Origin of the sequence: Streptomyces sp. NPDC087263 (genome assembly GCF_044744645.1) — a bacterium.
GTDB lineage: Bacteria > Actinomycetota > Actinomycetes > Streptomycetales > Streptomycetaceae > Streptomyces.
On record NZ_JBIUYT010000014.1, the window covers coordinates 43,592 to 69,168 of the forward strand.

Below are 25,577 nucleotides of genomic sequence, written 5' to 3' on the forward strand. Positions count from 1 at the left end.
TGCCTGAAAGGTCCGTTCGAACTGATTGATGCCAATTTCCGCCTCGGCGAACTTCGGAGAAACCAGGTCCTCGCGGCCGCTCCGGCCCCAGGCGGGGCCCCTGCCGGTCATGGATGATGTGCGGGCCGGAAGGGTCGGAAGGATCGGAAGGAGATGTCATGGCGGGGGAGCCGAAGGCCCGTACACCCAATCGCTGGGGCGAGGGGGGCAAACTGCGGGAGGAGATCCTGCGCGCGGCGGAGCGGCTGCTCGGGGAGGCCGGGCGCGAGGATGCCCTGTCGCTGCGGGCCGTGGCCCGGGAGGTCGGGATCGCTCCGCCGAGCATCTACCTGCACTTCAAGGACCGCGCCGAACTGGTCGCGACGCTGATGGAGAAGGCATACGGGGAGTTCATCGCGGAGTTGCGCGCGGTGGGCGAGCGGCATCCGGCGGACGATCCGGAGGGCGCGCTGCGGGCGATGGTCCTGTGGTACGGACGGTTCGCACTGGAGAACCCGGCACGCTACCGGCTGATGTTCGGGGTCGAGCAGTCCGCGCTGCCGGTGGAGCGGTTCGCCGGGCACCCCGTGATGAAGTTGATCAACGTGTGGGCCCGGGCCTTCGCGGCCTGCGGGTTCGAGCTGGAGCCCCACCCGTTCAGCGACGCCGGCACACCCCGCGCCGGCTCCGCCGACGGCGCCCCCGCCCGGATGTACGCCGACCGCCGCGGGGCCCTGCTGTGGACCGCGCTGCACGGCATCACCACACTGCGGGTCGCGCTGCCCGTCCATCAGACCCCGGATGACATGCCGGCCCTCGCGGACGACCTGGTGACCGCACTCTTGGCCGGATAGCGACCTTGCCTTGGCAAAGAAGGGAGTACTCTGACGACAGTTGCCTAACACCGTTAGCCAACTGGTCCGAGGAACCACGCGCTCACCAGAGCCTGGAGGTACTGCCTTGCCCGACACCGGTCTCGCACCCCCCACACTGCCCACCGACCGGGGCACTTCCCCTCTTGATCCGCCGGGCGAATTCGCGCACTGGCGCACCGAGGGACCGATCCGCCGGATCGCCCTCCCGCACGGGCCCGTCCACTGGCTCGTGACCCGCTACGACGACATCCGGTCCGTACTCGCCCACCCCGCGGCAAGCTCCGACATCACCCGCGAGGGCTTCCCGACCCCCCGCGCGGGCAACGCGACCCGGGCCCCCGGCTTCTTCATCACCATGGACGATCCGGACCACGGCCTGTTCCGGCGCATGCTGACCCGCACCTTCATGCTCAAGAACGTCGAGGCGATGCGCCCCCGGCTTCAGCAGCTCACCGACCAGCTCCTCGACGAGCTGGCCGAGCAGCCCCGGCCCGCCGACCTGATCGAGAACTTCGCGCTGCCCTTCCCCTCACTCGTCATCTGCGAGCTCTTCGGCGTGCCCTACGCCGAACGTGAGGTGTTCCAGCGGAACTCCAAGGTGCTGGTCGACCTCACCTCCACCCTGGAGGAGGCCACCGCGGCCCGCGACGCGATCCTGGACTACCTGCTCGGGCTGTTGAAGGAGAAGGACCACAACCCGGGAGACGACCTCTTCAGCGAACTCGTCGTGCGGCGGATCCGGACCGGCGAACTCACCCCCGAACAGGCCGCGGGCATGGGCACTTTGCTGCTGGTCGCCGGGCACGAGACCACCGCCAACATGATCGGCCTGTCCACCGTCGCGCTGCTGCGCAACCCCGACCAGCTGCACCACCTGCTCGCCGAGCCCGAGTCGGTGCCGGCCGCGGTGGACGAACTGCTGCGCTACCTGACGATCGTGCACAACGGCCTACGCCGGATCGCCCTTGAGGACTTCGAGATCGGCGGTGTCACCGTCAAGGCCGGAGACGGCCTGGTGATCCCGATTCAGTCGGCCAACCGCGACCCCGCCGTCTTCGACCTCCCCGACGAGCTCAACCTCAGCCGCTCCGCCCGCAACCACCTCGCCTTCGGCTACGGCGTCCACCAGTGCCTCGGCCAGCCCCTCGCCCGCGCCGAACTGCAGATCGCGCTGCCCACGCTCTTCCGGCGCTTCCCCGACCTGAAGGTGGCAGTCCCCTACGAGGAGATCGCCTTCCGCCGGCAGACCGGCGTCTACGGCATCTCCGAACTGCCCGTCACCTGGTGAAGAACCCCACCGTGACTTGGTGAAGAACCCCATCCCGAAAGGATCCACCCCCCACATGAAGATCGAGATCGACCAGGACAAGTGCGTGGCCGCCGGGCAGTGCGTGCTCGCAGCCGCCGACGTCTTCGACCAGCGGGACGAGGACGGCATCGTCGTCATGCTGGACGAAGCACCGCCCGAGGACCGGTACGAGGCCGTACGGGAAGCCGCGCAGCTCTGCCCCGCGCTCGCCATCACCCTCCACGAGGAGTGAGATGACCACGTCCGGACGCGTGGTCGTCGTCGGGGCCTCGGCCGCCGGACTGACGACCGCCCAGAGCGCCCGCACCCAGGGCTACACCGGCGAGATCGTGCTCGTCGGAGAGGAACCCGAGGAGCCGTACGACCGGCCCCCGCTGTCCAAGCAACTGCTCAGTGGGGACTGGGAGCCCGACAGGCTGACCCTGCGCCCCCGCGCCGACCTCGACAAACTCGCCCTCGACCTGCGGCTCGGCGTACGGGCGAGCGCCGTGGACACCGCGGCACGGACCGTGGCACTGGCCGACGGCTCCTCCCTCACCTACGACACCCTGGTCATCGCCACCGGAGTGACCCCCGCACGGCTGCCCTTCGGGCACGACCTGGGCGGCGTCCACATCCTGCGCGGCCTGCGTGACGCACTGCGGCTGCGCACCGAACTGCGCACCGCCCGCCGGCTCGTCGTCATCGGCGCCGGTTTCCTCGGCGCCGAGGTCGCCGCCGTCGCCCGCGGCCTCGGCGTCGACGTCACCCTCGCCGACCCGCAGCCGCTGCCGCTGCTCCGGGCGCTGGGCGCGGAGGTCGGCGGCATGCTGGCCGACGTGCACCGCGACAACGGCGTCGACCTGCGCTGCGGTACGGGCGTACGGGCGCTGCACGGTCGGGAGGGACGGGTCCGCGAGGTCGAACTCGACGACGGCACCACCGTGCCCGCCGATGCCGTCCTCGTCGCCATCGGCTCGAAACCCGAGGTCGGCTGGCTGGCCGGCTCCGGCATCCCGCTCGGCAACGGCGTGCTGTGCGACGAACACGGCCAGGTCCTGCCCGGAGTGTTCGCCGTCGGCGACGTGGCCGCCTGGCGCGACCCCCGCACCGGCCGACACCACCGGGTCGAACACCGGATGACGGCCACGGACCACGGCCGGATCGTCGGCCGGGCCCTCGCCGGGACCGCTCCCACCGAAACCCCGCTGATCCCGTACTTCTGGTCCGACCAGTACGACCTCAAACTCCAGTCGTACGGCCTCCCGAGCGCGGACCGCGAGTTCACCGTGGTCGAGGGCTCCCTCGCGGAACGCCGCTTCGTGGCGGTCTACGGCGGCAGCACCGGCGAGGAGAACGTCGTCCGCGCGGTGGTGGCCAGCGGTATGCCACGCCAACTCCGCACCTGGCGGCAGTCGGTGGTGGACACGGCGCCTTGGCCTCGGCCGGCGAGCGTGGGCCCGTACTGACCGGAAAAACAGAGACAGTCCGTCTCCGTTTCCTGCGCGGCTGCGCGGCTGCGTGCTGCGTGCTGCGTGCTGCGCGGCTGCGTGCTGCGCGGCTGCGTGCTGCGTGCTGCGTGCTGCGTGCTGCGTGCTGCGTGCTGCGTGCTGCGTGCTGCGTGCTGCGTGCTGCGTGCTGCTCGATGAACGGGCCGAGGCCACTTTCGGTACGCCGCCCCGGCCCGTCAGTTCCCGGACAGCACGCGGCCCGGTTCGGCGCGCAGCTCGGCTCAGCGTGAGCGGACCGAATCCAGGTCCACCGTGAGGAGTTGCAATGCCGCCTCGTGCGGGGAGTCGGGCACCGCGTGGTAGAACTTCAGAATATTCCCGTCCTGCAGATCCGCGGAGTGGTACATCAACTCGAGTTCCCCCACAACGGGGTGGTCGAAGAGCTTGGTTCCCTCGATACAGTTCGCCACCCGCTGACGGCACCAGAGTTCCGCGAACTCCTCACTCTGAATGGTGAGTTCGCCGATCAATCCGGCCAACTGCGCATCGTGCCGGTGATTACCGCAGATGAACCGCAGATAGGTCACATTGGACTGCGATTCCATGGACCAATCACCGTACAGCGCCCGGACGTTCTCATCGAGGAAGTTCAGCTTGATGAGATTGGGACGCTCCTCGGCGATTTCCGGCAGGCCGAAGTCCAGATGGGGTGCGAACAATCTGTGGTACTGGGAGTTCCACGCGAGGATGTCGCACCGGTAGTTCAGCACGGCCACAGCCGCGTTACCGAGCGACCCCACCAGCATTCTGGTGGAGGGGCTCAGCTGATCGGTCCGCGGCGCCTGCTGCTGCGGGGCCTGAACCGAGGTGCCGATCTTGAGCAGATACGCCTGCTCGTCGGGGCCCAACTCCAGGGCACGGGCAATGGCCAGCAGGATCTGAGGCGAAGCATGTGCGGTCTGTGACTGCTCGAGCCGGGTGTAGTACGTCTGACTCACACCGGCCATCGCGGCCACCTCCTCGCGCCGCAGCCCGGGAACCCGCCGCGATCTGCGGTTCTCGAGCCCGACCTGCTCAGGCCGGATGCGCTCGCGCATCTGCCGCAGGTAACCGCCCAGGTCCGTGTTCACGATGTGCTCCACCCTTCAATTGTCGAAGTGCCGGACCACTCCGGCAAGTTCGCCTCGGATCTCCACCACCGCCGACGCAGGCCGGGGAGGCGGACCGCCTCCCCGGCCTGCGGTGAGATCCGGTCGTCACACCTGCTGCTGCCGGGGCCGCCTGCGCAGGGCAAGCCAGAGGAGGACCCCGACGGCGATCTGCGCGAACGCCGCCACGCCGATGGCCAGGTGGATACCGGACAGTTCCTCGGCTACGCCCACCGAGCCGTGTCCGATGCTCGCGGTGAAGACCGCGCTCAACAGGGGAATTCCGATGGCCATGCCGACCTGCTGGCTCTGCGTGGCCATACCGGTGGCCATTCCCTGCATGTCCGTGTCGACGGACGAGGTCGAGATGACCATGAAGGACAGCATCGCCAGCATGGAGAAGATCGCGTTCACGAACTGGGTGGCGATGAGCGGCACCAGCCAGCCGGTGTGTGCCGTCATCCAGATGCCGGGCAGCATGAACAGCCCCTGTCCCAGCAGGGCGATGCCGAGCATCGCACGCGGCGGAACCCGCTCGAGAACACGCGGACCGATCAGTCCACCGAGAATCTGGCCCACCCCGATACCGACCAGAACCAGGCCCGTAACCAGCGACGAAAGTCCGAGTACGTTCTGGACGTACAGGCCGGTGAAGAAAATCAGCGCGGTCTCGCCGCCGAAGATGAACAGTGCGGCCAGATTGCCGAAAGCGACCTCCGGCTTCCGCAGCACCTGTACGGGCACCAGGGCATCGGCCCTGCGGCTCTCCACGCTCCAGAAGGAACCCAGCAGAACGAGGCCGGCGACCATACTGCCGACCGATACGGCGTCCAGCCCGTCCTCACCGGCGCGCGTGATGCCGTAGATCCCGGCGAAGAGCCCCACGGTGATGAGGAGCGCACCGGGCAGATCGATGCGGCTACGGCTCTCGCCCTTGCTCTCCTGGACGACGAGCGGCACGACGACGATCGCCGCGATGGCTACGGGAATGTTGATGAAGAAGGCCCAGCGCCAGGACAGCAGATCCGTCAGCACCCCGCCGAGGACCGCCCCGACCGTGAATCCGGAACTCATCATCACGCCGTTGAGTCCGAGCGCCTTGTTGCGCAGCGAGGGTTCGGTGAAGGCGGTGGTGAGCAGGGCCAGCGCCGCCGGTGTGACGGCCGCGGTGGACAGCCCCTGGAGGGTGCGCGCCACCAGCAGCAGCTCGGGTGAGGTGGCGATGCCGCCGACGAGGGAGGCAACAGCCAGCACCGCCATGCCGGCGATGAAGATCCGCCGACGCCCCAGATAGTCACCGACACGGCCGAAGACCAGCGTGCATCCCGCCGCGCACAGGGCGAACGTGGTCGTGATCCACTGTAGGTTTCCCGCGGTGAACCCGAGGTCCACTCCCACGCGGGGCAGTGCGACATTCAGCACCGAGAAGTCGGCGGCCATCATGAATTGGGACGCGAGAAGCACCACGAGAGCGGAGACCTGGCGTCCGGTCATTGGGGTGGCGGGTGGCTGCCCGGTGGCAGCGGTCGTGGCGGTCGTAGCGGTCGTGGCGGTCGTCATGGGCCCAGCCTGTGGTGCACGGCTCTGACCAGCCAGATCCCCCTTGACGCTACCCCCACGGAGACTGTCACCGGCAGTGTCACCTTCACGACAGCCTTCACGACAACCACCGCCCGGTCGCGGTCCAAGCCCCGTCGCCGACCCTTGGAACCACCGCCGCGGCCGCAGGGGGCGCACACGCATCCCTCGATCCGGCCGACCACCGGAAGCACATATAGGGACTGAGTGGTCAGCTCCCTGCCGGTTCCTTCGTCGACGCGCGGACGACGAGGGAGACCGGCAGCAGCACCGAGCGCGCCGGGCGGGCGGGCCCGTCGAGTGCCTCCAGCAGCATCCGGGCTGCTTCGACGCCGATCTGCTGGTGCGGGACGGCGACCGTGGTCAGCGGGGGGCTCAGCTTGTCGAGGAAGGGCATGTCGTTGTACCCGACGATGCTGATGTCGTCCGGGCAGGTGACACCGCGCTCGGCGCAGACGTCGTAGGCACCCAGGGCGAGCAGGTCGTTGCCCGCTATCACGGCGGTGAAGTCCGTGCCGGCGTCCAGGACCTCACGCAGCGCGCGGGCTCCCTCGGCCTCGGCCCAGAAGTCGCAGGGCACGACGAGCGCGGGGTCCTCTTCGAGGCCGTACTCACGTACGGCGTTGCGGAAGGCTCTGGCGCGGGTGACCCCCGTGGAGGTGGTGGGCGGTCCGGCGAGGTGGAGGATCCGGCGATGGCCGAGCCGGGCGAGGTGGCCGACGGCCAGCGCGATCCCGGTCGCGTCGTCCGGGGTGACGGCGGGGACGTCGAGATGCTCGGTGCGGCGGTTGACCAACACCATCTTCACGCCCTGCTCGTGCAGTTCGGCGAGCAGGGGATGGTCCAACCGTGCGGTGGCCACGATGAGCCCCTCGACCTGGCGCGACCGAAGGGACTCGATCTGGGCCTTCTCACGCGCCGGGTCGTTGTCGGTGTTGACGATGAGTCCGCTGTACCCGGCGGGTCCGAGGACGTCGTCGATGCCCCGGACGATCGGGGGGAACAGAGGGTTGGTCAGATCGGGCAGCACCACGCCGATGCTGAGCGACTTCGCGGTCTTCAGGCTGCGGGCAATCGGGTTCGGCGTGTAGCCGAGGGACTTGGCGGCGCGGCTGACGCGTCGGGCGGTATCGGCGTTGACCAGCGACCGGGTGCTGGGGTTGAGCGCCCTGGACGCCGTGGCGACATGGACGCCCGCGGCCAGAGCCACGTCCCGGAGCGTTGTCTTCTGCACAGAGGAATCCTAGGGGGCTTCGGTGCGGACGCGCAGTGGCGTCCGCAGGAGGGGGCAGGCGCGCAGGGGTGCCGGGCAAGGGCGTGGGAGCAGATCAGCCCGGCGCGAGGGCGATGGGCTCCCGCCCGTCCACGGACGTCGGCAGAGGGAGGCCCCGCAGGCCGACCAGGGCGCGGAGTGCCGCCTGCTTGACGGGCCCCTCCGTGACCTCGACGGCCCGCTCCATGACGAGGCCTTCCCAGGGCACTTCAGCCGGGTGGCGTAGCGCTTCGCCGGGGAACGGTCGTATCCGCGGAGTGTGTTCGCCAGGGATCGGTCGAGTCCAAGAGGCGCGTGCGCCAGGGAACGGTCGTATCCAAGAACCGCGTGCGCCAGGGAACGGTCGTATCCAAGTAGCGCGTGCGCCAGGAAACGGTCCAGCCCGAGAAGCACCTTCGCCGGCGAGCCGTCGAGTCCGAGAAGCGCAGCGGCCGCCTCGGCCCTCCTCCTGGCTGCCGCCTCGTGGTGCAGTTCGCCGGCGGTCACGGCGCGAGCGGCATCCCGGTGCCTGGCGTCCCGCCGTAGTGCGGGGACGACCCGCCGTCGTGCGGGGACGACCCGCCGTCGTGCAGGGACGACCCGCCGTAGTGCGGGGACGAGAGTGTCGCCGCACGCGCCGCTGACGACGGCGCCCGGGCAGGGCGGCCGGTCGTCGGTGGCGAAGGCCTGCATCCGGCGCCCCGCCGCCTCGACGACAGGTGCGTTGCCGGCGTCGGGCCTGGTGGCAACGCTCCCGTCGGCCGACGGGGCCCAAAGGCACTTGGGCGCCGAGCCGAGCGCGATCAGTGGGTACTCCTCGCGCCGACGCCGACGCCAACGGGGTCGGCCAGGGCGTGGAGGGCGCGGGCGAGGCCGGAGGCAGGCACTTCGACACCCAGGGGGTTGTCAGGGACGAATCTGTACGCGCTCACATGGTCCGACCTGGTCCGAGCCGGACGACCGGGGCACCCGTCGAGGAGAGCAGGGCGGACGGTGTGGGCTCTCCCGTCGACCGGGATGGCGGCCATGGCTCTCTCCCAGGTCTCTCGGACGCGACTGGAAGCCGAGTCTACCGGAGAATTGCAGTCGATTGCAGTGATGGATCAGGACTTGGTGCGACCCCAGGCGCCCCCTTGATCCACCCCTTCCACCCCAGTTGTACCCCGCACGGTGCTTGACGCCGCCGTTGGGTGTGGGCAAAGCTTGCAGTCGTTTGCAGGAACTTCGTCACGCGTCCTGCGACGCCCGTAAGTGCAATCGATTGCAGGAGTGGCCCATGAACGAGACAACGACACGGCTGCCGGACCTGCGGCTCGGATGGATCGGAGCCGGGCGCATGGGAGCGGCCATGGCCGCCCGCCTGGGTGACGCCGGGGCCGCGGTGACCGTGTGGAACCGCACCCGGGCGAAGGCCGAGCCACTGACCGCGAACGGCTGCGCGATCGCCGACACGGTGGCCGAACTCCGCGGACTCGACGTCGTGTTCACGATGGTCTCGACGCCCGCCGATCTGGAGCAGGTCCTGCTCGGTGAGGGCGGACTGCTGGCCGACCCGGGCCATGTGCCGGGCATCGTCGTCGACTGCTCAACGGTCTCCACCGCCTCGTCGGAGTCGGTCCGCGCCGCCTGTACCGAGCGCGGCGTCGCCTTCCTCGCCGCCCCGGTCAGCGGAAACGGCAAGGTCGTCCGCGCCGGAGAGCTCAGCCTGGTGGCCTCCGGGCCGGAGGAGACGTACCAGAAGGTGGAGCCCTTCCTCCGCCGGATCGGCAAGTCGGTGACCTACGCCGGTGACGGCGACGTGGCGCGGCTGGTGAAGATCTGCCACAACCTGTTCCTCGGCGTGGTCACCCAGTCCCTGGCCGAGATCACGGTGCTGGCGGAGAAGGGCGGCGTCTCGCGCGCGGCATTTCTAGACTTCCTCAACAACAGCGTCATGGGGTCACCGTTCACCCGCTACAAGGCGCCCGCCTTCGTGAACCTCGACTACACACCGACCTTCACACCCGTCCTGCTGCGCAAGGACTTCGACCTCGGTCTCGCGGCGGCCAGGGAACTGGACGTACCCATGCCGCTCGCCGCCGCCACCGCCCAACTGGTGCAGGCCAGTGTGGGCAGCGGACGGGTGGAGGAGGACTTCGCCATCCTGCTGGATCTCCAGGCGCAGAACTCCGGCCTCAAGCTCAGCCCGGAGAACGTGCGGGTCGACGACGGTCTCGGTGCGGCCGACGAGGTGGCGAAGTGAGTACCCGTCCTGCCGTCGGGCCGGCCGTCACCCCGATGTCGGCCCCCGGACACATGGCCGTGGACTACGAGCAGCGGGTCGACTTCGACCGGCTGCGGGCGTACCGGCTCGCGCGTGCCAAGGCGTCCCTGGAGGCGAGTGAGTGCGGGGCCTTCCTGCTCTTCGACTTCTACAACATCCGGTACACGACGCAGACCTGGATCGGTGGAGCGCTCGGGGACAAGATGACCCGGTACGCGCTGCTCACCCGCGACGGTGAGCCGATGCTGTGGGACTTCGGATCCGCCGCCCGGCACCACCGGCTCCACGCGCCGTGGCTGGACCCGGACAACTGCCATGCGGGCATGCTGGGTCTGCGCGGGGCCATCGCACCCACCGCGGGGCTGATGGAGTCGGCGGTGCGCCAGCTCAAGGGGCTGCTGGAGGACGCCGGAGTCGCCGACGCGCCGATCGGGGTCGACATCGTCGAACCCCCGTTCCTCTTCGAGATGGAGCGCCAGGGTCTGCGGGTGGTGGACGCGCAGCAACTGATGCTCGATGCCCGGCAGATCAAGTCGCAGGACGAGATCATGCTGCTGACCCAGGCCGCGGCGATGGTCGACGGCGTCTACCAGGACATCGTGGACGTGCTGAAGCCCGGGATCCGCGAGAACGAGATCGTGGCCCTGGCCAACAAGCGCCTCTACGAGATGGGGTCGGACCAGGTCGAGGCCGTCAACGCGGTCTCGGGCGAGCGGTGCAACCCGCATCCGCACAACTTCTCCGACCGGCTGATCCGCCCGGGCGACCAGGCGTTCTTCGACATCATCCACTCCTTCAACGGCTATCGGACCTGCTACTACCGCACCTTCGGCGTGGGCAGCGCCACCGCTTCCCAGCGTGAGGCGTACACCAAGGCCCGCGGATGGATGGACGCCGCGATCGACACGGTGAAGGCCGGAGCGGGTACGGACGAGGTCGCGGCGGTCTGGCCGAAGGCCGAGGAGTTCGGCTTCGAGAACGAGATGGCCGCGTTCGGCCTCCAGTTCGGCCACGGACTCGGGCTCGGCCTGCACGAGCGGCCGATCATCTCCCGGCTGAACAGCATGCGCGAACCGGTCGAGTTGCAGGTGGGGATGGTTTTCGCCCTGGAGACATACTGCCCCGCGAGCGACGGCTTCTCGGCCGCCCGTATCGAGGAGGAGGTCGTGGTCACCCCGGAGGGCCCGCGCGTCCTCACGCTGTTCCCGGCCCAGGACCTGTTCGTCGCCAACGCCTACTGAGTCGCCAACGCCTACTGAGCAGCTCCCGTACGAAAGGTGCTCGACCATGGACGACAACACCCCGGACTCGGCGGTGCCCACCGAGCTGTACATCGGCGGCAAGTGGACCGCGGCCTCGGAAGGCGGCCGCTTCGACGTCCGCGATCCGTCGACGGGCCGGACCTTCGCCACAGTGGCGGACGGCACGGTCGCCGATGCCATCGCGGCCGTCGACGCCGCCGAGCGGGCCGCGGCCGGCTGGGCCGCGACCGCGCCCCGGGAACGCGCCGAGATCCTGCGGCGCTGCTGGGAGCTGATGACGGCACGGGCCGAGGAACTCGCCCGACTGGTGACGCTGGAGAACGGCAAGGCGCTCCCCGACGCGCGGGGCGAGGTGGCTTACGCGGCGGAGTTCTTCCGCTGGTACGCCGAGGAGGCGGTCCGGACGTACGGGACGGTGCTGACCGCGCCGTCGGGGACGAACAGGATTCTGGTCGTCCAGCAGCCCGTCGGGATCGCGGTGCTGGTCACGCCGTGGAACTTCCCGGCCGCGATGGCCACTCGCAAGATCGGTCCGGCTCTGGCCGCCGGGTGCACCGTCGTGCTCAAGCCGGCCAGCGACACCCCGCTCACGGCGCTGGCGATGGCCGCGATCCTTGAGGAGGCCGGGGTGCCGGCGGGGGTGGTCAACGTGCTGCCCTCCCGCCGTTCGTCCGCGGTGGTGTCCGCCATGCTCCATGACCCCCGGGTGCGCAAGCTGTCCTTCACCGGCAGCACCGAGGTCGGGCGGGTTCTCCTCAAGGAGGCCGCCGACCAGGTGGTGAACTGCTCGATGGAGCTGGGTGGCAACGCGCCCTTCCTGGTGTTCGCCGACGCCGACCTCGACGCCGCGGTCGACGGCGCGATGCTGGCGAAGATGCGCAACGGCGGCGAGGCGTGCACCGCGGCCAACCGCTTCTACGTCGAGGCCTCCGTCGCCGAGGAATTCGGCCGCCGGCTGGCACAGCGGATGAGCGCGGTACGGATCGGGCCCGGCATCGACCCGCAGACCGAGGTCGGACCGCTGGTCAACGAGGACACCGTGGCGAAGGTGGACTCCCTGGTCCGTTCGGCAGTGGCAACCGGGGCCCGGGCGGTGGTCGGTGGCCGGCGCCCCGACCGCGAGGGCTTCTACTACGAGCCGACCGTGCTGCTGGACGTCCCGCCCGACGCCCCGATCCTCCGCGAGGAGATCTTCGGCCCGGTCGCCCCCCTCGTCACGTTCGAGGACGAGGACGAGGCGGTCCGGCTGGCCAACGACACCGAGTACGGGCTGGTTTCCTACGTGTACACCGGCGATCTGGCGCGCGGTCTGCGGATCGGCGAGGCGCTCGACTCCGGCATGGTCGGCCTGAACCGGGGACTCGTCAGCGATCCCGCCGCGCCTTTCGGCGGCACCAAGCAGAGCGGGATCGGCCGCGAGGGCGGCCACGAGGGCGTCCTGGACTACATGGAGTCGAAGTACATCGCGGTCGGGTGGTGAGTGCCGCCGCTCCGGATCGTGTCCCGCCACGTGGTGTAGCCGATCAAGCAAGCGGAACGCCCAGGTCATGGCGCTGATCGCCTTTGCCGGTGGCTCTGTTGGGGCTTACGGAACCGGGACCGGCGATGACTGCCTGGCGGTCCAGGACGAGAGGTGCTCGCCGGACCCGGACCGGAGGTGACAGGTCATGATCGGCTACACCACGGCAGGGGACGCGGCCCCGCTCCGCCGTGCCCCGGGCCGCCGGGCCCCGGGCCGCCGTGCTGTCTCACCGCGGGGTCTCCTCGAAGATCTCGGGGTGTCTGCCGAGTTCGATCCGGGTCCGGCGGATGTGGCCGCTCAGAAACCGCTCGGCGTCGACGGTGTCGCCCTGCTCCACCGCGTCGAGGATGAGCCGGTGCTCCGAGTTGACCACCCACATCCGGCCCGGGCCGCTGAGCGACACATACGCCCGGCGGTAGTGCTGGGTGGAGTTCCAGAGCCTGGTGACCGTCGCGGTGAGCTGGTGGACGCCGCACCCCGCGTAGGACCCCAGGTGGAACTCCCGGTCCAGGGTGAGGAATTCGCCGATGTCGGTGGTGGCCTCGATGCGCCGTTGGATCTCCGTCAGGCCCTCGATGGCATCCCGGTCCAGGGCCGGGATGCTCTGAGCGAGCGCGAGCGGTTCGAGCCGTTCGCGCATCCGGTAGACGACGTCGACCTCGTGCAGGGTCAGCCGGGGCACCCGGGCGCCCCGGTTGGCCTCGTGTTCGGTCAGGCCCTCGGCCTCCAGGATGCGCAGGGCCTCCCGCACCGGGAGCCGGCTCGCCCCCAGGCGTTCGGCGACCTCCTCCTGGCGGATCCGTGTCCCCGGGGCGATGGCGCCGCTGAGGATGGCATCCCGCAGGTGGGCCGCCACCCGCTGGCTCGCGGCGGCCGCGCGCGACGGGGACGGCCCGGTGTCCGGTGTGCTCCCGGTGTCCGGTGTGCTGATGGTCATGCGGCTGGTCCCTGCTGCCGGAGGCGGTCGAAGGCCTTGCCATGGGGATAGGAGACGAGCTCGAACTGCATCCCCCAGGGGGCGAGGAAGTAGATCCAGCGGTTCCCCTCGGCGGGGCCCCTGCTCGGTGTCGGACCGGCGAGGACCTGGACCCCACGGTCGCGCAGATAGGCGACAGCCTCGTCGAGGTCGTCCACGTACAGGGCGACATGGTGGCCGCCGACGTCACTGTTCCTCGGCGGTACGTCCCGCCGATCGGGAGCGGCGTAGTCGAACACCTCGAAGACCGCCTGGTCTCCGCAGCGGAAGAAGCGGTTCTCCCGTACCTCCGCCCGGGGATGGACGTTGAGGTGGTCGCGCATCCAGTCGTCGTCGCCGCGGAACGGCCCGAGGGAGTACAGGAACTCACACCCGAGGACGTCGACGAGGAAGCGGGTGGCCTCCTCCAGATCGGGCACCGTGAACCCGATGTGGTCCAGCCGCTTCAATCCCGGTATGGCCATATTGGATCCTTTCTGACTCTCAGCTTCTCTGAATACCGTGCATGATGCCAGGAAAATCCTGATCTGCCCCCTGCGCATCTCTAGATAATGGATCCAATCCTGTGGCAGTCTGCCACTGCAAACGATTGAGGAGGCTGCCCGTGACCCAACACCGCAAGCTCAAGGCCGCATCCCCGTGGGTCGAGGTTGTCGCCACCGACAGGGACTGGGATGCGGCATCCCCGGAACTGCTGCGGACGATGCTCGGCCAGCTCGTGCTGATCCGGTCCTTCGAGGAGTACGTCCTCGAACTGGCCGGCGCCGGGCTGGTCCACGGGCCGGCGCACTCAAGCATCGGGCAGGAAGGAGGCGCGGTCGGATCGGTCCTCGCGCTCACCTCCGCCGATGCCATCAACGGATCCCACCGCGGCCACCATCAGTTCCTCGCCAAGGCCCTCCACCACATCGCACCCAAGGGCCTGGACCCCACCGCCGAACTCTCCCCCGAGATACGCGAGGTTCTCCTGCGTACGCTGGCGGAGATCTGCGGTCTGGACCGGGGCTGGAGTCACGGGCGCGGCGGCTCGATGCATCTCCAGTGGCACGAGGCGGGTGCGGTGGGGACCAACGCCATCGTCGGCGGCGGCGTCCCGATGGCCGCCGGGTACGCCTGGGCCGCCCGCCAGGCGGGCACCGAGGACGTGGCCGTCACCTATTTCGGGGACGGCGCCGTCAACATCGGGTCCACGCTGGAGACCTTCAACCTCGCCTCCGCCTGGCGGCTGCCCGTCTGCTTCTTCATCGAGAACAATCTGTACGCGGTCTCCACCAACGTCGCCGAGGCGACGGGCGAACCGCGGCTCTCGGCCCGCGGGCTCGGATTCGCCATCCCGAGCTGGAAGGTCGACGGGATGGACCCCCTCGCGGTCCACCTCGCCATGCGGGAGGCCGTCGCCCATATGCGGTCCGGACACGGCCCCACGATGATCGAGGCGGACACCTACCGCTACTTCCACCAGAACGGCGGCTTCCCCGGCTCCTCCTTCGGCTACCGCTCCAAGGAGGAGGAACAGCACTGGCGCGCCCGCGACCCCATCGAGCAGGTCTCCGCCCATCTGGCCCGGCGCGGCATCATGACGCCGGAGGAGATCGCCGCGGTGTCCGCCCACGCCGCACAGGTCATGGCCGAGACCGGCGACGTACTGCTGGAGCCGCTCCCCGACGGCAAGCCCGGGCAGCGCAGGATCAGGCCCGCGGAGTGGCCCGACCCGGCGTTCGCGGACGTCGGGATCCGCGGGGATCTCAGCGAGTTCCACGACGCGCGCTTCGCCGACCTGGATTCCTTCCCCGGCGAGGTGGCCGAGCAGCGGCTCGTCGACGCCGTCGCGGCCGTCCTGGGCCGCCGGATGGAGACCGACGAGTCCGTGGTCGTCATGGGCGAGGATGTGCACCGCCTCAACGGCGGCACCAACGGCGCCACTCGCGGGCTGAAGGAGCGCTTCCCCGACCGGGTCCTGGGAACCCCGATCAGCGAGAACGCCTTCGCCGGGCTGGGCGGCGGGATCGCGCTGGACGGCCGGTTCCGGCCGGTTGTGGAGTTCATGTACGCCGACTTCATGTGGGTGGCCGCGGACCAGCTGTTCAACCAGATCGGCAAGGCGCGTCACATGTTCGGCGGCGGTGGCGACGTCCCGTTCGTCCTGCGCAGCAAGGTCGCCATGGGCACCGGGTACGGTTCGCAGCACTCGATGGACCCGGCCGGGGTGTTCGCCACCGCGCCCGGTTGGCGCATCGTCGCCCCGACCACCCCCTTCGACTACGTCGGGCTGATGAACAGCGCGCTGCGCTGCAACGATCCGGTGGTGGTCCTCGAACACGTCGACCTCTACGGCGCCACGGGACCCGGTCCTGTGGACGATCTGGACTACTGCCTTCCCGTCGGTAAGGCCGCGGTGCGGCGCTCCGGTTCGGAGGTCACGGTGATCTCGTACCTGGCGATGGTCGGATATGTGCTCGACGCGGTGGACCGGCTCGGTTCCGTCGACGCCGAGGTGATCGATCTGCGGTGGCTGGACCGGGCGAGCATCGACTGGGACACCATCGAGACGAGCGTACGGAAGACCGGCCGGGTCCTCATCGCCGAGCAGGGCGCCCTCGGCACGTCGTACGGCGGATGGCTCGCCGACGAGATCCAGCGGCGGCTCTTCGACTGGCTGGACCACCCGGTGGAGCGTGTCACGGGCGGAGAGGCCTCTCCCAGCATCAGCAAGGTGTTGGAGCGGGCCGCGATCGCCCAGAGCGACGAAGTCGCCGCCAAGCTGCGCGAGATGACGAGGTTCTGAGATGGCGAACGTGCTGCGGATGCCCGAAGTGGCGGCGAACGTGACCGAAGCGGTTCTGCACGAGTGGTTCGTCGCGGACGAGGCTCGCTTCGAGGCCGCCGACCCGATCGCCTCGGTCGAGACGGACAAGGCCGTCGTCGAGGTCGAGGCCGAAACTCCCGGAGTCGTCCTGCGCCTCCTGGTCCCGGCCGGAACCCAGGTCGACGTCGGCGCGCCGATCGCCCTGCTGGGCAGCCCCGGGGAGCAGGTCGGGGACATCGACGCGGTCCTGGCCGAGCTCGGAGTGGCGGCCGCGACGGCGCTGACGGTGCCGGAGCGCCGTGACGTTCCGGCGAATGGCTCCGGGGGTGTGGCGCCGGACAGCGGCTCCCCGGGCCCTGTACCCAAGGTCCCTGAGCCGGGCCCCGAGCCGGCCGAAGCACCGCCCGAGGCGCGCCCCGCCGCCCTCGCCCCGGAAGACGGTCGGCGGATCTTCTCCAGCCCGCTGGCCCGTCGGGTCGCCCGGGAAGCGGGTCTGCCGCTCGACGAGATCACCGGGACCGGGCCGCACGGGCGGATCACGCGACGCGATGTGGACGCGGCCGTGGCCGCCGGGAACGCCGCGCCTGCACTCGCGGCCGCCGGAAACGCCGTCCTGGCACGGCAGGAGGACAACCCGGTGGACGTTCCAGGGGCCGTCCCGGCCCCGGCGCGGTACCCCGGCAGCGCCCCGCTGCCGTCCGCGTACACGGACGCACCCCACGGGCGGATGCGTGCCGCCATCGCCACCCGTCTCACACAGAGCAAGCGGGACGTACCGCACTTCTATCTGCGCGCCACCGTCCGGGCCGACCGGCTGCTGGCGCTGCGCCGCAAGCTCAACGCCTCGGGCGACGTACGGATCTCGGTCAACGACCTGGTGGTCAAGGCGGCGGCGCGCGCTCACACCCTGGTGCCCGCGATGAACGTGGTCTGGCTGCCCGAAGCACTGCGGCAGTTCACCTCGGTCGACGTGTCGGTCGCCATCGCCGGCGAACGAGGCCTGGTGACGCCGGTGTTGCGCGGGGTCGACGGGATGACCGTCTCCGCTGTCGCCGCGGGCGTACGGGACTTCGTCGAACGGGCCAAGGCGGGCCGACTGCGTCAGGAGGAGCTGGAGGGCGGGTCGCTGACAGTGACCAACCTCGGCATGTACGGCACCGAGGAGTTCGCCGCGATCATCAACCCGCCCCAGTCGGCCATCCTCGCCGTCGGCGCGGCGCGTGAGGAGGTGGTGGTGGTGAAGGGCCGGCCGGCGGTACGCAGCGTGATGCGGGTGACCCTGTCGGTGGACCACCGGGCGGTGGACGGCGCGCTGGCAGCCGAGTGGATGCGCTCGTTCGTCGCCGTGGTGGAGGAGCCCGTACGGATCCTTGTCTGACCCACTCCTCGGTGCAGTCGTTTGCATCAATGCTCAAGGATCAATCGCTTCAAGATCTCGTCACGGGGTCATAAAGACCAGCCTGGGGATATTTCCGACCGAGTCCTTGACGTGACGAGCCTTTCTCATGAGACTGCGCGAAACCGCAATCGATTGCGGTCGGCAAGGAGGAACAATGCCAACAAGCCCACAACGTCGTCGGCTGATGGTCATGGCTGCTGCGAGTTTCCTGCTCCTGGGAACCGCCGCCTGCGGTGGCACTGCCGGAGGCGACACGAACGGCCCGATCAAGATCGGCGCCTCCCTCCCGCTGACCGGCGAGTTCTCGCAGCCGGGCCAGGCGGCGAAGCGGGGCTACCAGGTCTGGCAGGAAATGATCAACAAGAACGGCGGCCTGCTGGGACGCGACGTCAAGCTCGTGATCAAGGACGACGCGTCCAACCAGAACTCGATCGTCGCCGACTACAACGCCCTCATCAGCCAGGACCGGGTCGACCTGCTGCTCGGCACCTTCTCCTCCCTGCTGAACCTGCCCGCGTCCGCGGTCGCGGAGCGCAACCAGATGCTCTACGTCGAGCCGGCCGGCGGGTCCCCGGAGATGTTCAGCCGGGACTTCAAGTACCTGTTCTTCAGCCAGCAGGCCACGGCCGAGAAACAGGGCGCGACCTTCGCCAACTGGATCGCCGGCCTCCCGGCGGACCAGCGGCCGAAGACCGCGGCCTACCCGGAGCTCGACGACCCGTTCGCGGCGCCGAACGCCGAAGGCGTCAGAAAGACCCTGGAGAAGGCCGGTATCCGTACGGTGTACCGCCAGACGTACGCGATCGACACCAAGAACTTCGACTCGATCGCCGGCGCGATGAAGTCCGCCGCCCCGGACCTGGTCGTCAACGGAGCGCAGTTCGAGGACGGCGTCGGTCTGGTCCGCTCGATGGCCAAGGCCGACTTCACCCCGAAGTGGCTCTACCAGACGAGCGCCCCCTCGCTGGGCACCCAGTACGCCAAGGGGGTCGGCGCGGAGAACACCGAGGGTGTGATGTTCGCGATCAGCCACGCCGTCCAGGCCAAGACCCCGGGCAACGCGGAGTTCGTGGCCAAGTACCGCTCGATGTTCAAGGAGGACCCGCCCGAGGACGCGGCCGACGCCTACGCGGCGGCCCAGACCCTCCAGGCGGCCGTGGAGGCGGTCGGCAACGTCTCCGACCAGGACAAGATGGCGGACTGGCTGCGCGGGAACGACGTCGAGACGATCCTCGGCAAACTCGGCTGGAACGAGGACGGCAGCCCCACCGGCTCGTTCCTGATCGGTCAGTGGCAGAACGGCAAGGTGCAGGTCGTGCTGCCCGCGGACGTGGCGACCACCCCGCAGATCGTCCAGGGCTGGAAGCCGGGAGGCACGGGATGACCGAGCTCCTCCAGAACCTGATCCTGGGGCTGCTGCTCAGCGGGGTGTACGCCCTGGCCGCCGCGGGACTGACCCTGATCTTCGGCGTGATGCGCGTGATCAACATCGCGCACGGCGCCTTCCTGATCCTCTCGGCGTACATCACCTACGCCCTGTGGAACGGCCTGGGCATCGACCCGCTGCTCTCCATCCTCATCACCACACCGGTCGTCTTCGCCCTCGGCTGGCTCACCTACCGCACGGTGGTCTCGCCCCTCCGCAACGCGCCGATGGCCTCCACGGTGCTGCTCACCTTCGGGCTGGCCCTGGTGCTCGAAGCGGCCATGGGAACCATCTGGGGCAACGACTCCACCACCATCCGCCCCGCCTACGCCGACCAGTCCTTCCTCGTCGGCAGCCTCTTCCTCCCCAAGTCCCAGGTCTACGGCGGGGCCGTCGCGGTCCTGGTGCTGGTGTCCCTGTGGCTGGTGCTCACCAAGACCTGGCTCGGCCGCTCCATCCGGGCCGCGGCGGTCAACCCCTCGGGCGCGCAGCTCGTGGGCATCAAGGTCGCCTCGGTCGGCGCGCTCGTCTTCGCCCTCGGGATCGCGGCGGCCGGCGCGGGCGGTGCCATCGTCGGAGTCATGTATCCCTTCGTTCCTGGGGCGCACTACCAGTGGATCGCCCGGCTGCTGGCGATCGTCGTCCTCGGTGGCATGGGAAGCATGGGCGGCGCTGTCCTCGGAGCCCTGATGTTCGGCGTGGCCGAGACCCTCACCTCCGCGTACGTCTCCCCGTCCTGGGCGACGGCCGTCCCCTACCTCATCGTCTTCGCCGTCCTGCTCTTCCGGCCCCAGGGCCTCCTCGGCTCCCGACTGCGTGAGGATGCGGTGGCAGCGTGAACACGAATCTCCGTACCCTCGACCAGCCCTTGTGGATCGGGCGGATCCTCGCCGCGATCGGGGCCCTGGCCCTCCTGGGATATCCGCTGGTCTCCCAGGACGCCTACTACCAGAACATGATCATCCTGTCGCTGGTCTTCGCGGTCGGCGCCGGCGGGCTCAACATCATCACCGGTCTGGCCGGCTACGTCTCGCTCGGCCAGGGCGCCTTCGTCGGACTCGGCGGCTACACCATCGGGACGCTGGCGACCCACTTCGACAGCGTCTCGCCCTGGTTCTGGATCCCGGCGGCAGGTGTCGTCACCGCGCTGGTGGCCGTCCTCCTCGGACTGGTCTCGCTGCGCTCGCGCGGACCCTCCTTCGTCATCATCACCGTGGCCTTCCTCTTCCTCACCCAGGTCATCGCCATCAACTGGGTGGACCTCACCAACGGCACCGCCGGACTGACACTCCCGCTGCCGTCGTGGAGCCGCGACATCATCAACTGGCCCTTCTACTACTCCCTGGTGGCCATACTCGCCCTGCAACTGCTGATGACGTGGTGGATCAGACGGACGAAGTTCGGCATGGGTCTCGTCGCCATCCGTGAGGACGAGACCAAGGCGGCCACCATCGGGGTCGCGCTGCCCACCCACAAGGTCCTGGCGTTCGTGGCCAGCAGTGTCTTCGTCGGCATGGCAGGCGCGGTGTACGGCTACTACCTGACCTTCATCGACCCGCGGGGCATGTTCAGCATCCTGATCAGCGTGCAGATCGTCCTGTCGCTCCTCATCGGCGGCAAGGCGACCCTGTGGGGTCCGGTGATCGGCGCGTTCGCCATCGAGCCGCTGAACGAGTACGCGAACAACAGCCTCGGCGGAGGCAACACCCGGCTCTTCCTCTTCGGCGGACTGCTGATGGCCGTCGTGATCCTCCTCCCTGACGGCGTGCTCCCCGCGGTGGAGTCACTCCTGCGCAGGCGCCGCACCTCCGGCAAGGCCGGCCTGGTGGGAGCCCGGATCGGCACCGGCGGCTCCCTCGCCTCGCTGACCTCCTACGCGGAACGCGTCCGGCCCCCGGCGCACGGGACCACCCCGGCCCCCGCCCTGCTCGAAGTCTCCGGTCTGCGGAAGAGCTTCGGCGGGCTGAAGGCAGTCGACGGCTGCTCGTTCACCGTGCCCGAGGGCTCCATCACCGGGCTGATCGGACCCAACGGCTCCGGAAAAACCACCGTGTTCAACCTGATCGACAACACCATCGCGCCGGACGCGGGCCTGATCACGCTGGCCGGCCGGCGGATCGACACCCTCCCCTCCTGGGAACGGGCCCACCTCGGCCTCGGCCGTACCTTCCAGATCACCCGGCTGTTCGGTGAGATGACCGTCCTGGAGAACGTCGTCGCCTCGCAGCGGAGTTTTTCCTGGCGCCAGCTCGGCCGGATCGCGGTCAGTGGCCGGGAGGCGGCGGCCGCGGACGAGCTGCTGGAGTTCGTCGGCATGCGGGCGTTCCGCGACCAGAAGGCGCAGGCCCTCTCGTACGGTCAGCGCAAGCTCGTCGAGCTCGCGCAGATCCTCATGCTCGACCCCAAGATCATCCTGCTCGACGAGCCGGCCGGCGGCATCAACCCGGTCCTCATCGAGCGGATGGGCGAGATGATCCGCGAGCTGAACGCGTACGGCAAGACGTTCCTGATCGTCGAGCACAACATGCCGTTCCTCCTCGATCTGTGCGACCCGATCCGGGTGCTCGCCCGCGGATCGGTCATGGCCGCCGGCACCCCCGAGGAGATCAGGACCGATCCGCGTGTCATCGACGCCTATCTGGGCGACGACTTCGAACTGGAGCAGGAGGCGGTGAAGTGATGTTGGAGATCCGCGGCCTGGTCGCCGGCTACGGCGGGGGCGATGTCCTCCAAGGCGTCGACATCGACGTCGACAAGGGTGCCCTCGCGTGCATCGTGGGGCCGAACGGCGCCGGCAAGTCCACCGTGCTCAAGGTGGTCAGCGGCCTGCTCACGCCGCGCCTGGGAGAGATCCGGCTGGCCGGGCAGCGCATCGACCGGTGCTCGCCCTCGGAGATCCTGCACCGCGGGATCTCCCAGGTGCCCCAGACAGGCGCCCTGTTCCCCAACCTCACCGTCCGGGAGAACGTGCTGCTCGGCGCGTACATCATCCGCCGGGACCGCAAGCTGGTCCGCAAGCGGTACGACCAGGTCGCCGAACTCTTCCCCTTGGTCACGACGCGGGCCGACGACAGCGCGGGCAATCTCTCCGGCGGCCAGCGCCGCATGGTGGAGTTCGCCCGGTCCCTGATGCTGGACCCCGCCCTCCTGCTGCTCGACGAGCCCTCCGTCGGTCTCGATCCCAAGGCGCTGCACGTGCTGTACACCTCGGTGATGCTCCTGCGCGAACTCGGCAAGACGATCCTCATCGTCGAGCAGAACGTGCGCTTCGGCATGCGGATGGCCACCGACGGCGTGGTGATGGAGAGCGGCCGGGTGGTCGCGCAGCGCCCCGCGGCGGCCATCCTCTCCGACCCGGACCTCGCCCAGATGTACTTCGGCGGCACCACCGGCCACGCACCGTCGGCAGACCTCAGCGAACCCAGGTCCGCGAAAAGCTAGATGATCCCTTTCGCTCCTGCGTCGCAGAAACCACGTACTCACGGGCCTCGCGACCCGTTGTCCATCCTGTTGGAGCCCCCTGTCGGATTCGAACCGACGACCTACGCATGACAAGTCCTGACGGGATCTTGCTGGATGGTTACGGACACTTCCTCGGTGTCCGAAACCACCAGGTCAGAACAGGTTTGCTGTGAAGCACGGTCCACGTCAGGACAGCTCCTGGCACACCGTCCGCTCACGCATCGCTCACGCCTATCAGCGGTTGCGGAACTCGAAATTCCCTGTAATGTCAGGCGAATTTCGCAAGTGAGTTCGCAGATCGTCGCATGCTGCCTTTCGACGGGCGGTCGGGGAGTGGCGATGGATCTACAAGCATTCGGCAATATTGCCGCGCTCGTGAGGCAGAGTCAGCGACTTGTCCGCGGCGCTGTCGAGGAAAGCGCGCACCATCGGGATGTTCAACGGGAGGATCCTCGATTGGGGCAGCAAGGAGACCAGTTCACTCGGAGTGAACCAGGCGTGTCCGGTGGCCTCCGCCGTCTCCTGGGATTCCCCGGACATCTCGACGACGACACAGAGCCCGATGTGGTTCTGCGCGGAGTCGGTGACGCAGACGAGTGGATGCGATGTCATCAGGACAGACGTCTCGACACCCGAAGCAGAGCCACTCTCACCGCCGACGAGGAATCTTGTGACGGTGAGCCCCGTCTCTTCCCGGAGTTTCCGGTGGACTGCGGCGGTGAGCGTTTCGTTCTGGAGGACAGGGGGCCTGTCCGGGATGGTCGTCGCCTGCGATGGTGACGGTCCGGCCGAGGGCACGGCAGAGCCGATAGCCGACTCCGTCGCTCCGCGTCAGCACGCTCGGCCGTGGTCCGGTCACCCGTGTGCCGAACTGCTCCAGGCCCAGCCCGGTGAGCGAACCTATCGGCGGCGGATCCCCCTACCCGGCCAAGGAGGTGTCGCTGTCCTCACCTGCCGGACGGGATAATTGAGGCAATGGAGGCGCATTCAGGTGGATTTCCGTAGTGGTCCACCGGAATCGGCCGCGAGACTCTCCGTCGAGATCTGCTCGACCGTCTTTCCTTCTCGCTCCCTGCCGCAATTGCGGGATCCACAGCCAGGCTCCTCACGCAGCGAAACCAGTTCACCGTCCCCTCGGCGAATATGTGATCTGGCGACTGTGGCACGCCGGGCCTACGGGTGGCTAATAGGGATTTTCGGCGCCGCGGATAAGGAATCCCTATACGACTCACATAGACAGACGAGCCCTGCTCGCCAAGACTCTCGAGGCGATACCCGCTGAGCAGAAAGAGAGTCACGGTATGTCCTAGTCACGCACAATGCCCACTGCGGAGTTTGGCGAACTGCTGCCACGGCTCCGTCACATGAGGTGGTCGCTGCCGCCACGGTTCACGGCCTCCGGCGCCCGACTCCATCAAGACCGACCCGTAAGGCATCAACGCCTACCTGGGTGACGACTTCCCACCGGAGCAGCAGGCGGTGCAGCACCGCCGACCGACAGAGGAGTGTCCTTGTACAAGCGCCGTGTCACCCATCCACGCCCCGGCCGCGGTCGTCTGCGATGGGCGCTGGCCGGTCACGCCGTGCGCCTTCTTCCCGACGCGGTGCTGCGCAGCGCGGCGCGCCGCGGACCACAGGGCAGTACGGCCAAGGTGCCGCCATTCGCCGACTTCGTGCGCTTCCTGGAAGCAGCCGGGCCCGCTGCCGGCATCGTCATGGGCGAACTCGATCCCACCGCGCCGGTGAGCCGGTCTCCCGAACTGGATGCCGTAACCGTGCGTCCGCTGAAGCTGGGTCCCCAGCAGGTACGGGCCCGTCTCTACAGCGCCGCCGACCTCTCGGACCGCGCGGCGCTGGTCTGGATCTCCGGAGGCGCATTCGTCGCGGGCAGCCTCGACATGCCCGAGTCGGACTGGGTTGCCCGCACCCTCGCGGCCCGCGGCACGCCCGTCCTGGCCCTCGACTACCGCAAAGCACTCAACGGCCTGCGCCACCCCGCCCCCAGCGACGACGTCCTCACCGGCTGGCACTGGGCTGTGGAACACAGCGCCGAGAGTCTCGGCGTGCCACCCGAGCGTCTTCACCTCGGCGGTGCGAGTGCAGGCGGCAACCTCGCCGCCGCCGCCACTCGGCGGCTGCTCGACACCGACGGCCCGCTGCCTGCCTCACTGCTGCTGGCCTACCCCGTCGTGCACGGCCGACTGCCGGAATGGGACCCCCTCGCCCTCGCCGCTGTCCGCGAGGTCACGCACGGCGCCTGCCTCCCGCTCGACTGGATAGCAGACATGTGCGTCAACTACGCCGGCCCCGACCATCTCCTCGACCCACACGCCTTCCCCGGCGAAGCCACGCCTCCCGAAAACCACCCCCCGACACTCATCCTCGCCTGCGAGAACGACACCCTGCGCACATCCGCGGAGCGATTCGCCGGCCAACTCGAAGCAGCAGGCATCACCACCGTCCTGCACCAACTCGACGGTGCGGCCCACCGTTCCCTCGACCGGCCGACCGAGCCCGACGGCCAACAAGCCCTCAACCACCTGGCCACCTGGCTGGCGCGCGAATGAACCTCCTCAGATTCGGTGCGGCACGCCGAGGCGTGTGCATACGGAGGTCGTTCAGCGCCGACTGCTACCGGGCAGCCGGCACCCCCGCATCGCTCCTGATGCGGGCGTGACACCTGACGACAACGGCCTCGCGTCCCACTGCGGGCGATGCCTTCGCGACGACGCGTACTTCCCCGACATCGCCGCCGTCAGCAGTCTCATCAAACTGAGCTGGCCCGTCACGGCCGACACGCTCGCCCTGTTCGGCCCGCCGGCGGCCCTGATCGACGACCACGTCCATGCGCGCCAGGATGCCCGGGAAGACCCTCCTTAGACCGCACCCG

At 69.1% G+C, this 25,577-nt stretch carries 22 protein-coding genes; 15 read left to right on the forward strand and 7 right to left on the reverse strand.

Going from position 1 to position 25,577, the window contains the following annotated elements; genetic code table 11:
- Positions 1-158 precede the first annotated feature (158 nt).
- From ACIPC1_RS35655 to ACIPC1_RS35670, 4 genes are all read left to right on the forward strand, one after another.
- On the forward strand, positions 159-833 hold the full coding sequence (locus ACIPC1_RS35655; protein ID WP_402524829.1) for a TetR/AcrR family transcriptional regulator: 675 nt from the start codon (positions 159-161) through the stop codon (positions 831-833).
- Between the two features lie 106 nt (positions 834-939).
- Positions 940-2,142 (forward strand): cytochrome P450, encoded by a 1,203-nt coding sequence (locus tag ACIPC1_RS35660; protein ID WP_402524832.1) that lies wholly within the window; start codon positions 940-942, stop codon positions 2,140-2,142.
- Positions 2,143-2,197: 55 nt separating this feature from the next.
- Positions 2,198-2,395 carry a ferredoxin gene (locus ACIPC1_RS35665; RefSeq protein WP_402524834.1) on the forward strand — a complete coding sequence of 66 codons (198 nt, stop codon included), beginning with the start codon at positions 2,198-2,200 and terminating at the stop codon, positions 2,393-2,395.
- 1 nt (position 2,396) lies between these two features.
- Entirely contained in the window at positions 2,397-3,611 is a 1,215-nt protein-coding gene (locus ACIPC1_RS35670) for an NAD(P)/FAD-dependent oxidoreductase (protein WP_402524836.1), read from the forward strand.
- A 263-nt stretch (positions 3,612-3,874) separates the two neighbouring features.
- Here the strand turns inward: ACIPC1_RS35670 and ACIPC1_RS35675 are convergent, their stop codons facing one another.
- From ACIPC1_RS35675 to ACIPC1_RS35690, 4 genes are all read right to left on the reverse strand, one after another.
- Positions 3,875-4,735, reverse strand: a complete 861-nt coding sequence (locus ACIPC1_RS35675) for a helix-turn-helix transcriptional regulator (RefSeq protein ID WP_402524838.1) — start codon at positions 4,733-4,735, stop codon at positions 3,875-3,877.
- Between the two features lie 114 nt (positions 4,736-4,849).
- Complete coding sequence (locus tag ACIPC1_RS35680) at positions 4,850-6,301, reverse strand: MFS transporter (protein WP_402524841.1); 1,452 nt, start codon at positions 6,299-6,301, stop codon at positions 4,850-4,852.
- 229 nt (positions 6,302-6,530) lie between these two features.
- Positions 6,531-7,553: a LacI family DNA-binding transcriptional regulator gene (locus tag ACIPC1_RS35685; RefSeq protein WP_402524843.1), complete on the reverse strand. Its 1,023-nt coding sequence runs from the start codon at positions 7,551-7,553 to the stop codon at positions 6,531-6,533.
- A gap of 94 nt (positions 7,554-7,647) precedes the next feature.
- A complete protein-coding gene (locus tag ACIPC1_RS35690; protein ID WP_402524846.1) occupies positions 7,648-7,800 on the reverse strand; it encodes a hypothetical protein in 153 nt (50 codons plus the stop codon).
- A 963-nt stretch (positions 7,801-8,763) separates the two neighbouring features.
- On the opposite strand from ACIPC1_RS35690, the gene ACIPC1_RS35695 reads away from it, so the two are divergent.
- From ACIPC1_RS35695 to ACIPC1_RS35705, 3 genes are read left to right on the forward strand one after another with little or no spacing between them, the layout of a single operon-like run.
- Positions 8,764-9,813: an NAD(P)-dependent oxidoreductase gene (locus ACIPC1_RS35695; protein WP_402525168.1), complete on the forward strand. Its 1,050-nt coding sequence runs from the start codon at positions 8,764-8,766 to the stop codon at positions 9,811-9,813.
- On the forward strand, positions 9,810-11,075 hold the full coding sequence (locus ACIPC1_RS35700; RefSeq protein WP_402524848.1) for a M24 family metallopeptidase: 1,266 nt from the start codon (positions 9,810-9,812) through the stop codon (positions 11,073-11,075). Before ACIPC1_RS35695 ends, ACIPC1_RS35700 begins: the two co-directional genes overlap by 4 nt.
- 46 nt (positions 11,076-11,121) lie before the next feature.
- Complete coding sequence (locus tag ACIPC1_RS35705; RefSeq protein WP_402524851.1) at positions 11,122-12,576, forward strand: NAD-dependent succinate-semialdehyde dehydrogenase; 1,455 nt, start codon at positions 11,122-11,124, stop codon at positions 12,574-12,576.
- Positions 12,577-12,844: 268 nt separating this feature from the next.
- Here the strand turns inward: ACIPC1_RS35705 and ACIPC1_RS35710 are convergent, their stop codons facing one another.
- Both ACIPC1_RS35710 and ACIPC1_RS35715 read right to left on the reverse strand, forming a co-directional pair.
- Positions 12,845-13,555: a GntR family transcriptional regulator gene (locus ACIPC1_RS35710; RefSeq protein WP_402524853.1), complete on the reverse strand. Its 711-nt coding sequence runs from the start codon at positions 13,553-13,555 to the stop codon at positions 12,845-12,847.
- Positions 13,552-14,058, reverse strand: a complete 507-nt coding sequence (locus ACIPC1_RS35715) for a VOC family protein (protein ID WP_402524855.1) — start codon at positions 14,056-14,058, stop codon at positions 13,552-13,554. The genes ACIPC1_RS35710 and ACIPC1_RS35715 overlap by 4 nt, the downstream gene beginning before the upstream one ends.
- Positions 14,059-14,198: 140 nt before the next feature.
- Between ACIPC1_RS35715 and ACIPC1_RS35720 the strand changes: the two genes are divergently transcribed.
- From ACIPC1_RS35720 to ACIPC1_RS35745, 6 genes are all read left to right on the forward strand, one after another.
- Entirely contained in the window at positions 14,199-16,379 is a 2,181-nt protein-coding gene (locus ACIPC1_RS35720) for a thiamine pyrophosphate-dependent enzyme (protein ID WP_402524858.1), read from the forward strand.
- 1 nt (position 16,380) lies between these two features.
- Entirely contained in the window at positions 16,381-17,778 is a 1,398-nt protein-coding gene (locus ACIPC1_RS35725) for a 2-oxo acid dehydrogenase subunit E2 (protein ID WP_402524861.1), read from the forward strand.
- Positions 17,779-17,989: 211 nt separating this feature from the next.
- Complete coding sequence (locus ACIPC1_RS35730; protein WP_402524864.1) at positions 17,990-19,183, forward strand: amino acid ABC transporter substrate-binding protein; 1,194 nt, start codon at positions 17,990-17,992, stop codon at positions 19,181-19,183.
- A complete protein-coding gene (locus ACIPC1_RS35735; protein ID WP_402524867.1) occupies positions 19,180-20,064 on the forward strand; it encodes a branched-chain amino acid ABC transporter permease in 885 nt (294 codons plus the stop codon). The genes ACIPC1_RS35730 and ACIPC1_RS35735 overlap by 4 nt, the downstream gene beginning before the upstream one ends.
- A complete protein-coding gene (locus ACIPC1_RS35740) occupies positions 20,061-21,905 on the forward strand; it encodes an ATP-binding cassette domain-containing protein (RefSeq protein ID WP_402524870.1) in 1,845 nt (614 codons plus the stop codon). The genes ACIPC1_RS35735 and ACIPC1_RS35740 overlap by 4 nt, the downstream gene beginning before the upstream one ends.
- Complete coding sequence (locus ACIPC1_RS35745; protein WP_402524872.1) at positions 21,905-22,666, forward strand: ABC transporter ATP-binding protein; 762 nt, start codon at positions 21,905-21,907, stop codon at positions 22,664-22,666. Before ACIPC1_RS35740 ends, ACIPC1_RS35745 begins: the two co-directional genes overlap by 1 nt.
- Before the next feature lie 366 nt (positions 22,667-23,032).
- Here the strand turns inward: ACIPC1_RS35745 and ACIPC1_RS35750 are convergent, their stop codons facing one another.
- Positions 23,033-23,485 carry an NUDIX hydrolase gene (locus ACIPC1_RS35750; RefSeq protein ID WP_402524874.1) on the reverse strand — a complete coding sequence of 151 codons (453 nt, stop codon included), beginning with the start codon at positions 23,483-23,485 and terminating at the stop codon, positions 23,033-23,035.
- 713 nt (positions 23,486-24,198) lie between these two features.
- On the opposite strand from ACIPC1_RS35750, the gene ACIPC1_RS35755 reads away from it, so the two are divergent.
- Positions 24,199-25,254: an alpha/beta hydrolase fold domain-containing protein gene (locus ACIPC1_RS35755; protein ID WP_402524876.1), complete on the forward strand. Its 1,056-nt coding sequence runs from the start codon at positions 24,199-24,201 to the stop codon at positions 25,252-25,254.
- A gap of 106 nt (positions 25,255-25,360) precedes the next feature.
- Positions 25,361-25,567, forward strand: a complete 207-nt coding sequence (locus tag ACIPC1_RS35760; protein ID WP_402524878.1) for a hypothetical protein — start codon at positions 25,361-25,363, stop codon at positions 25,565-25,567.
- Positions 25,568-25,577: the final 10 nt, after the last annotated feature.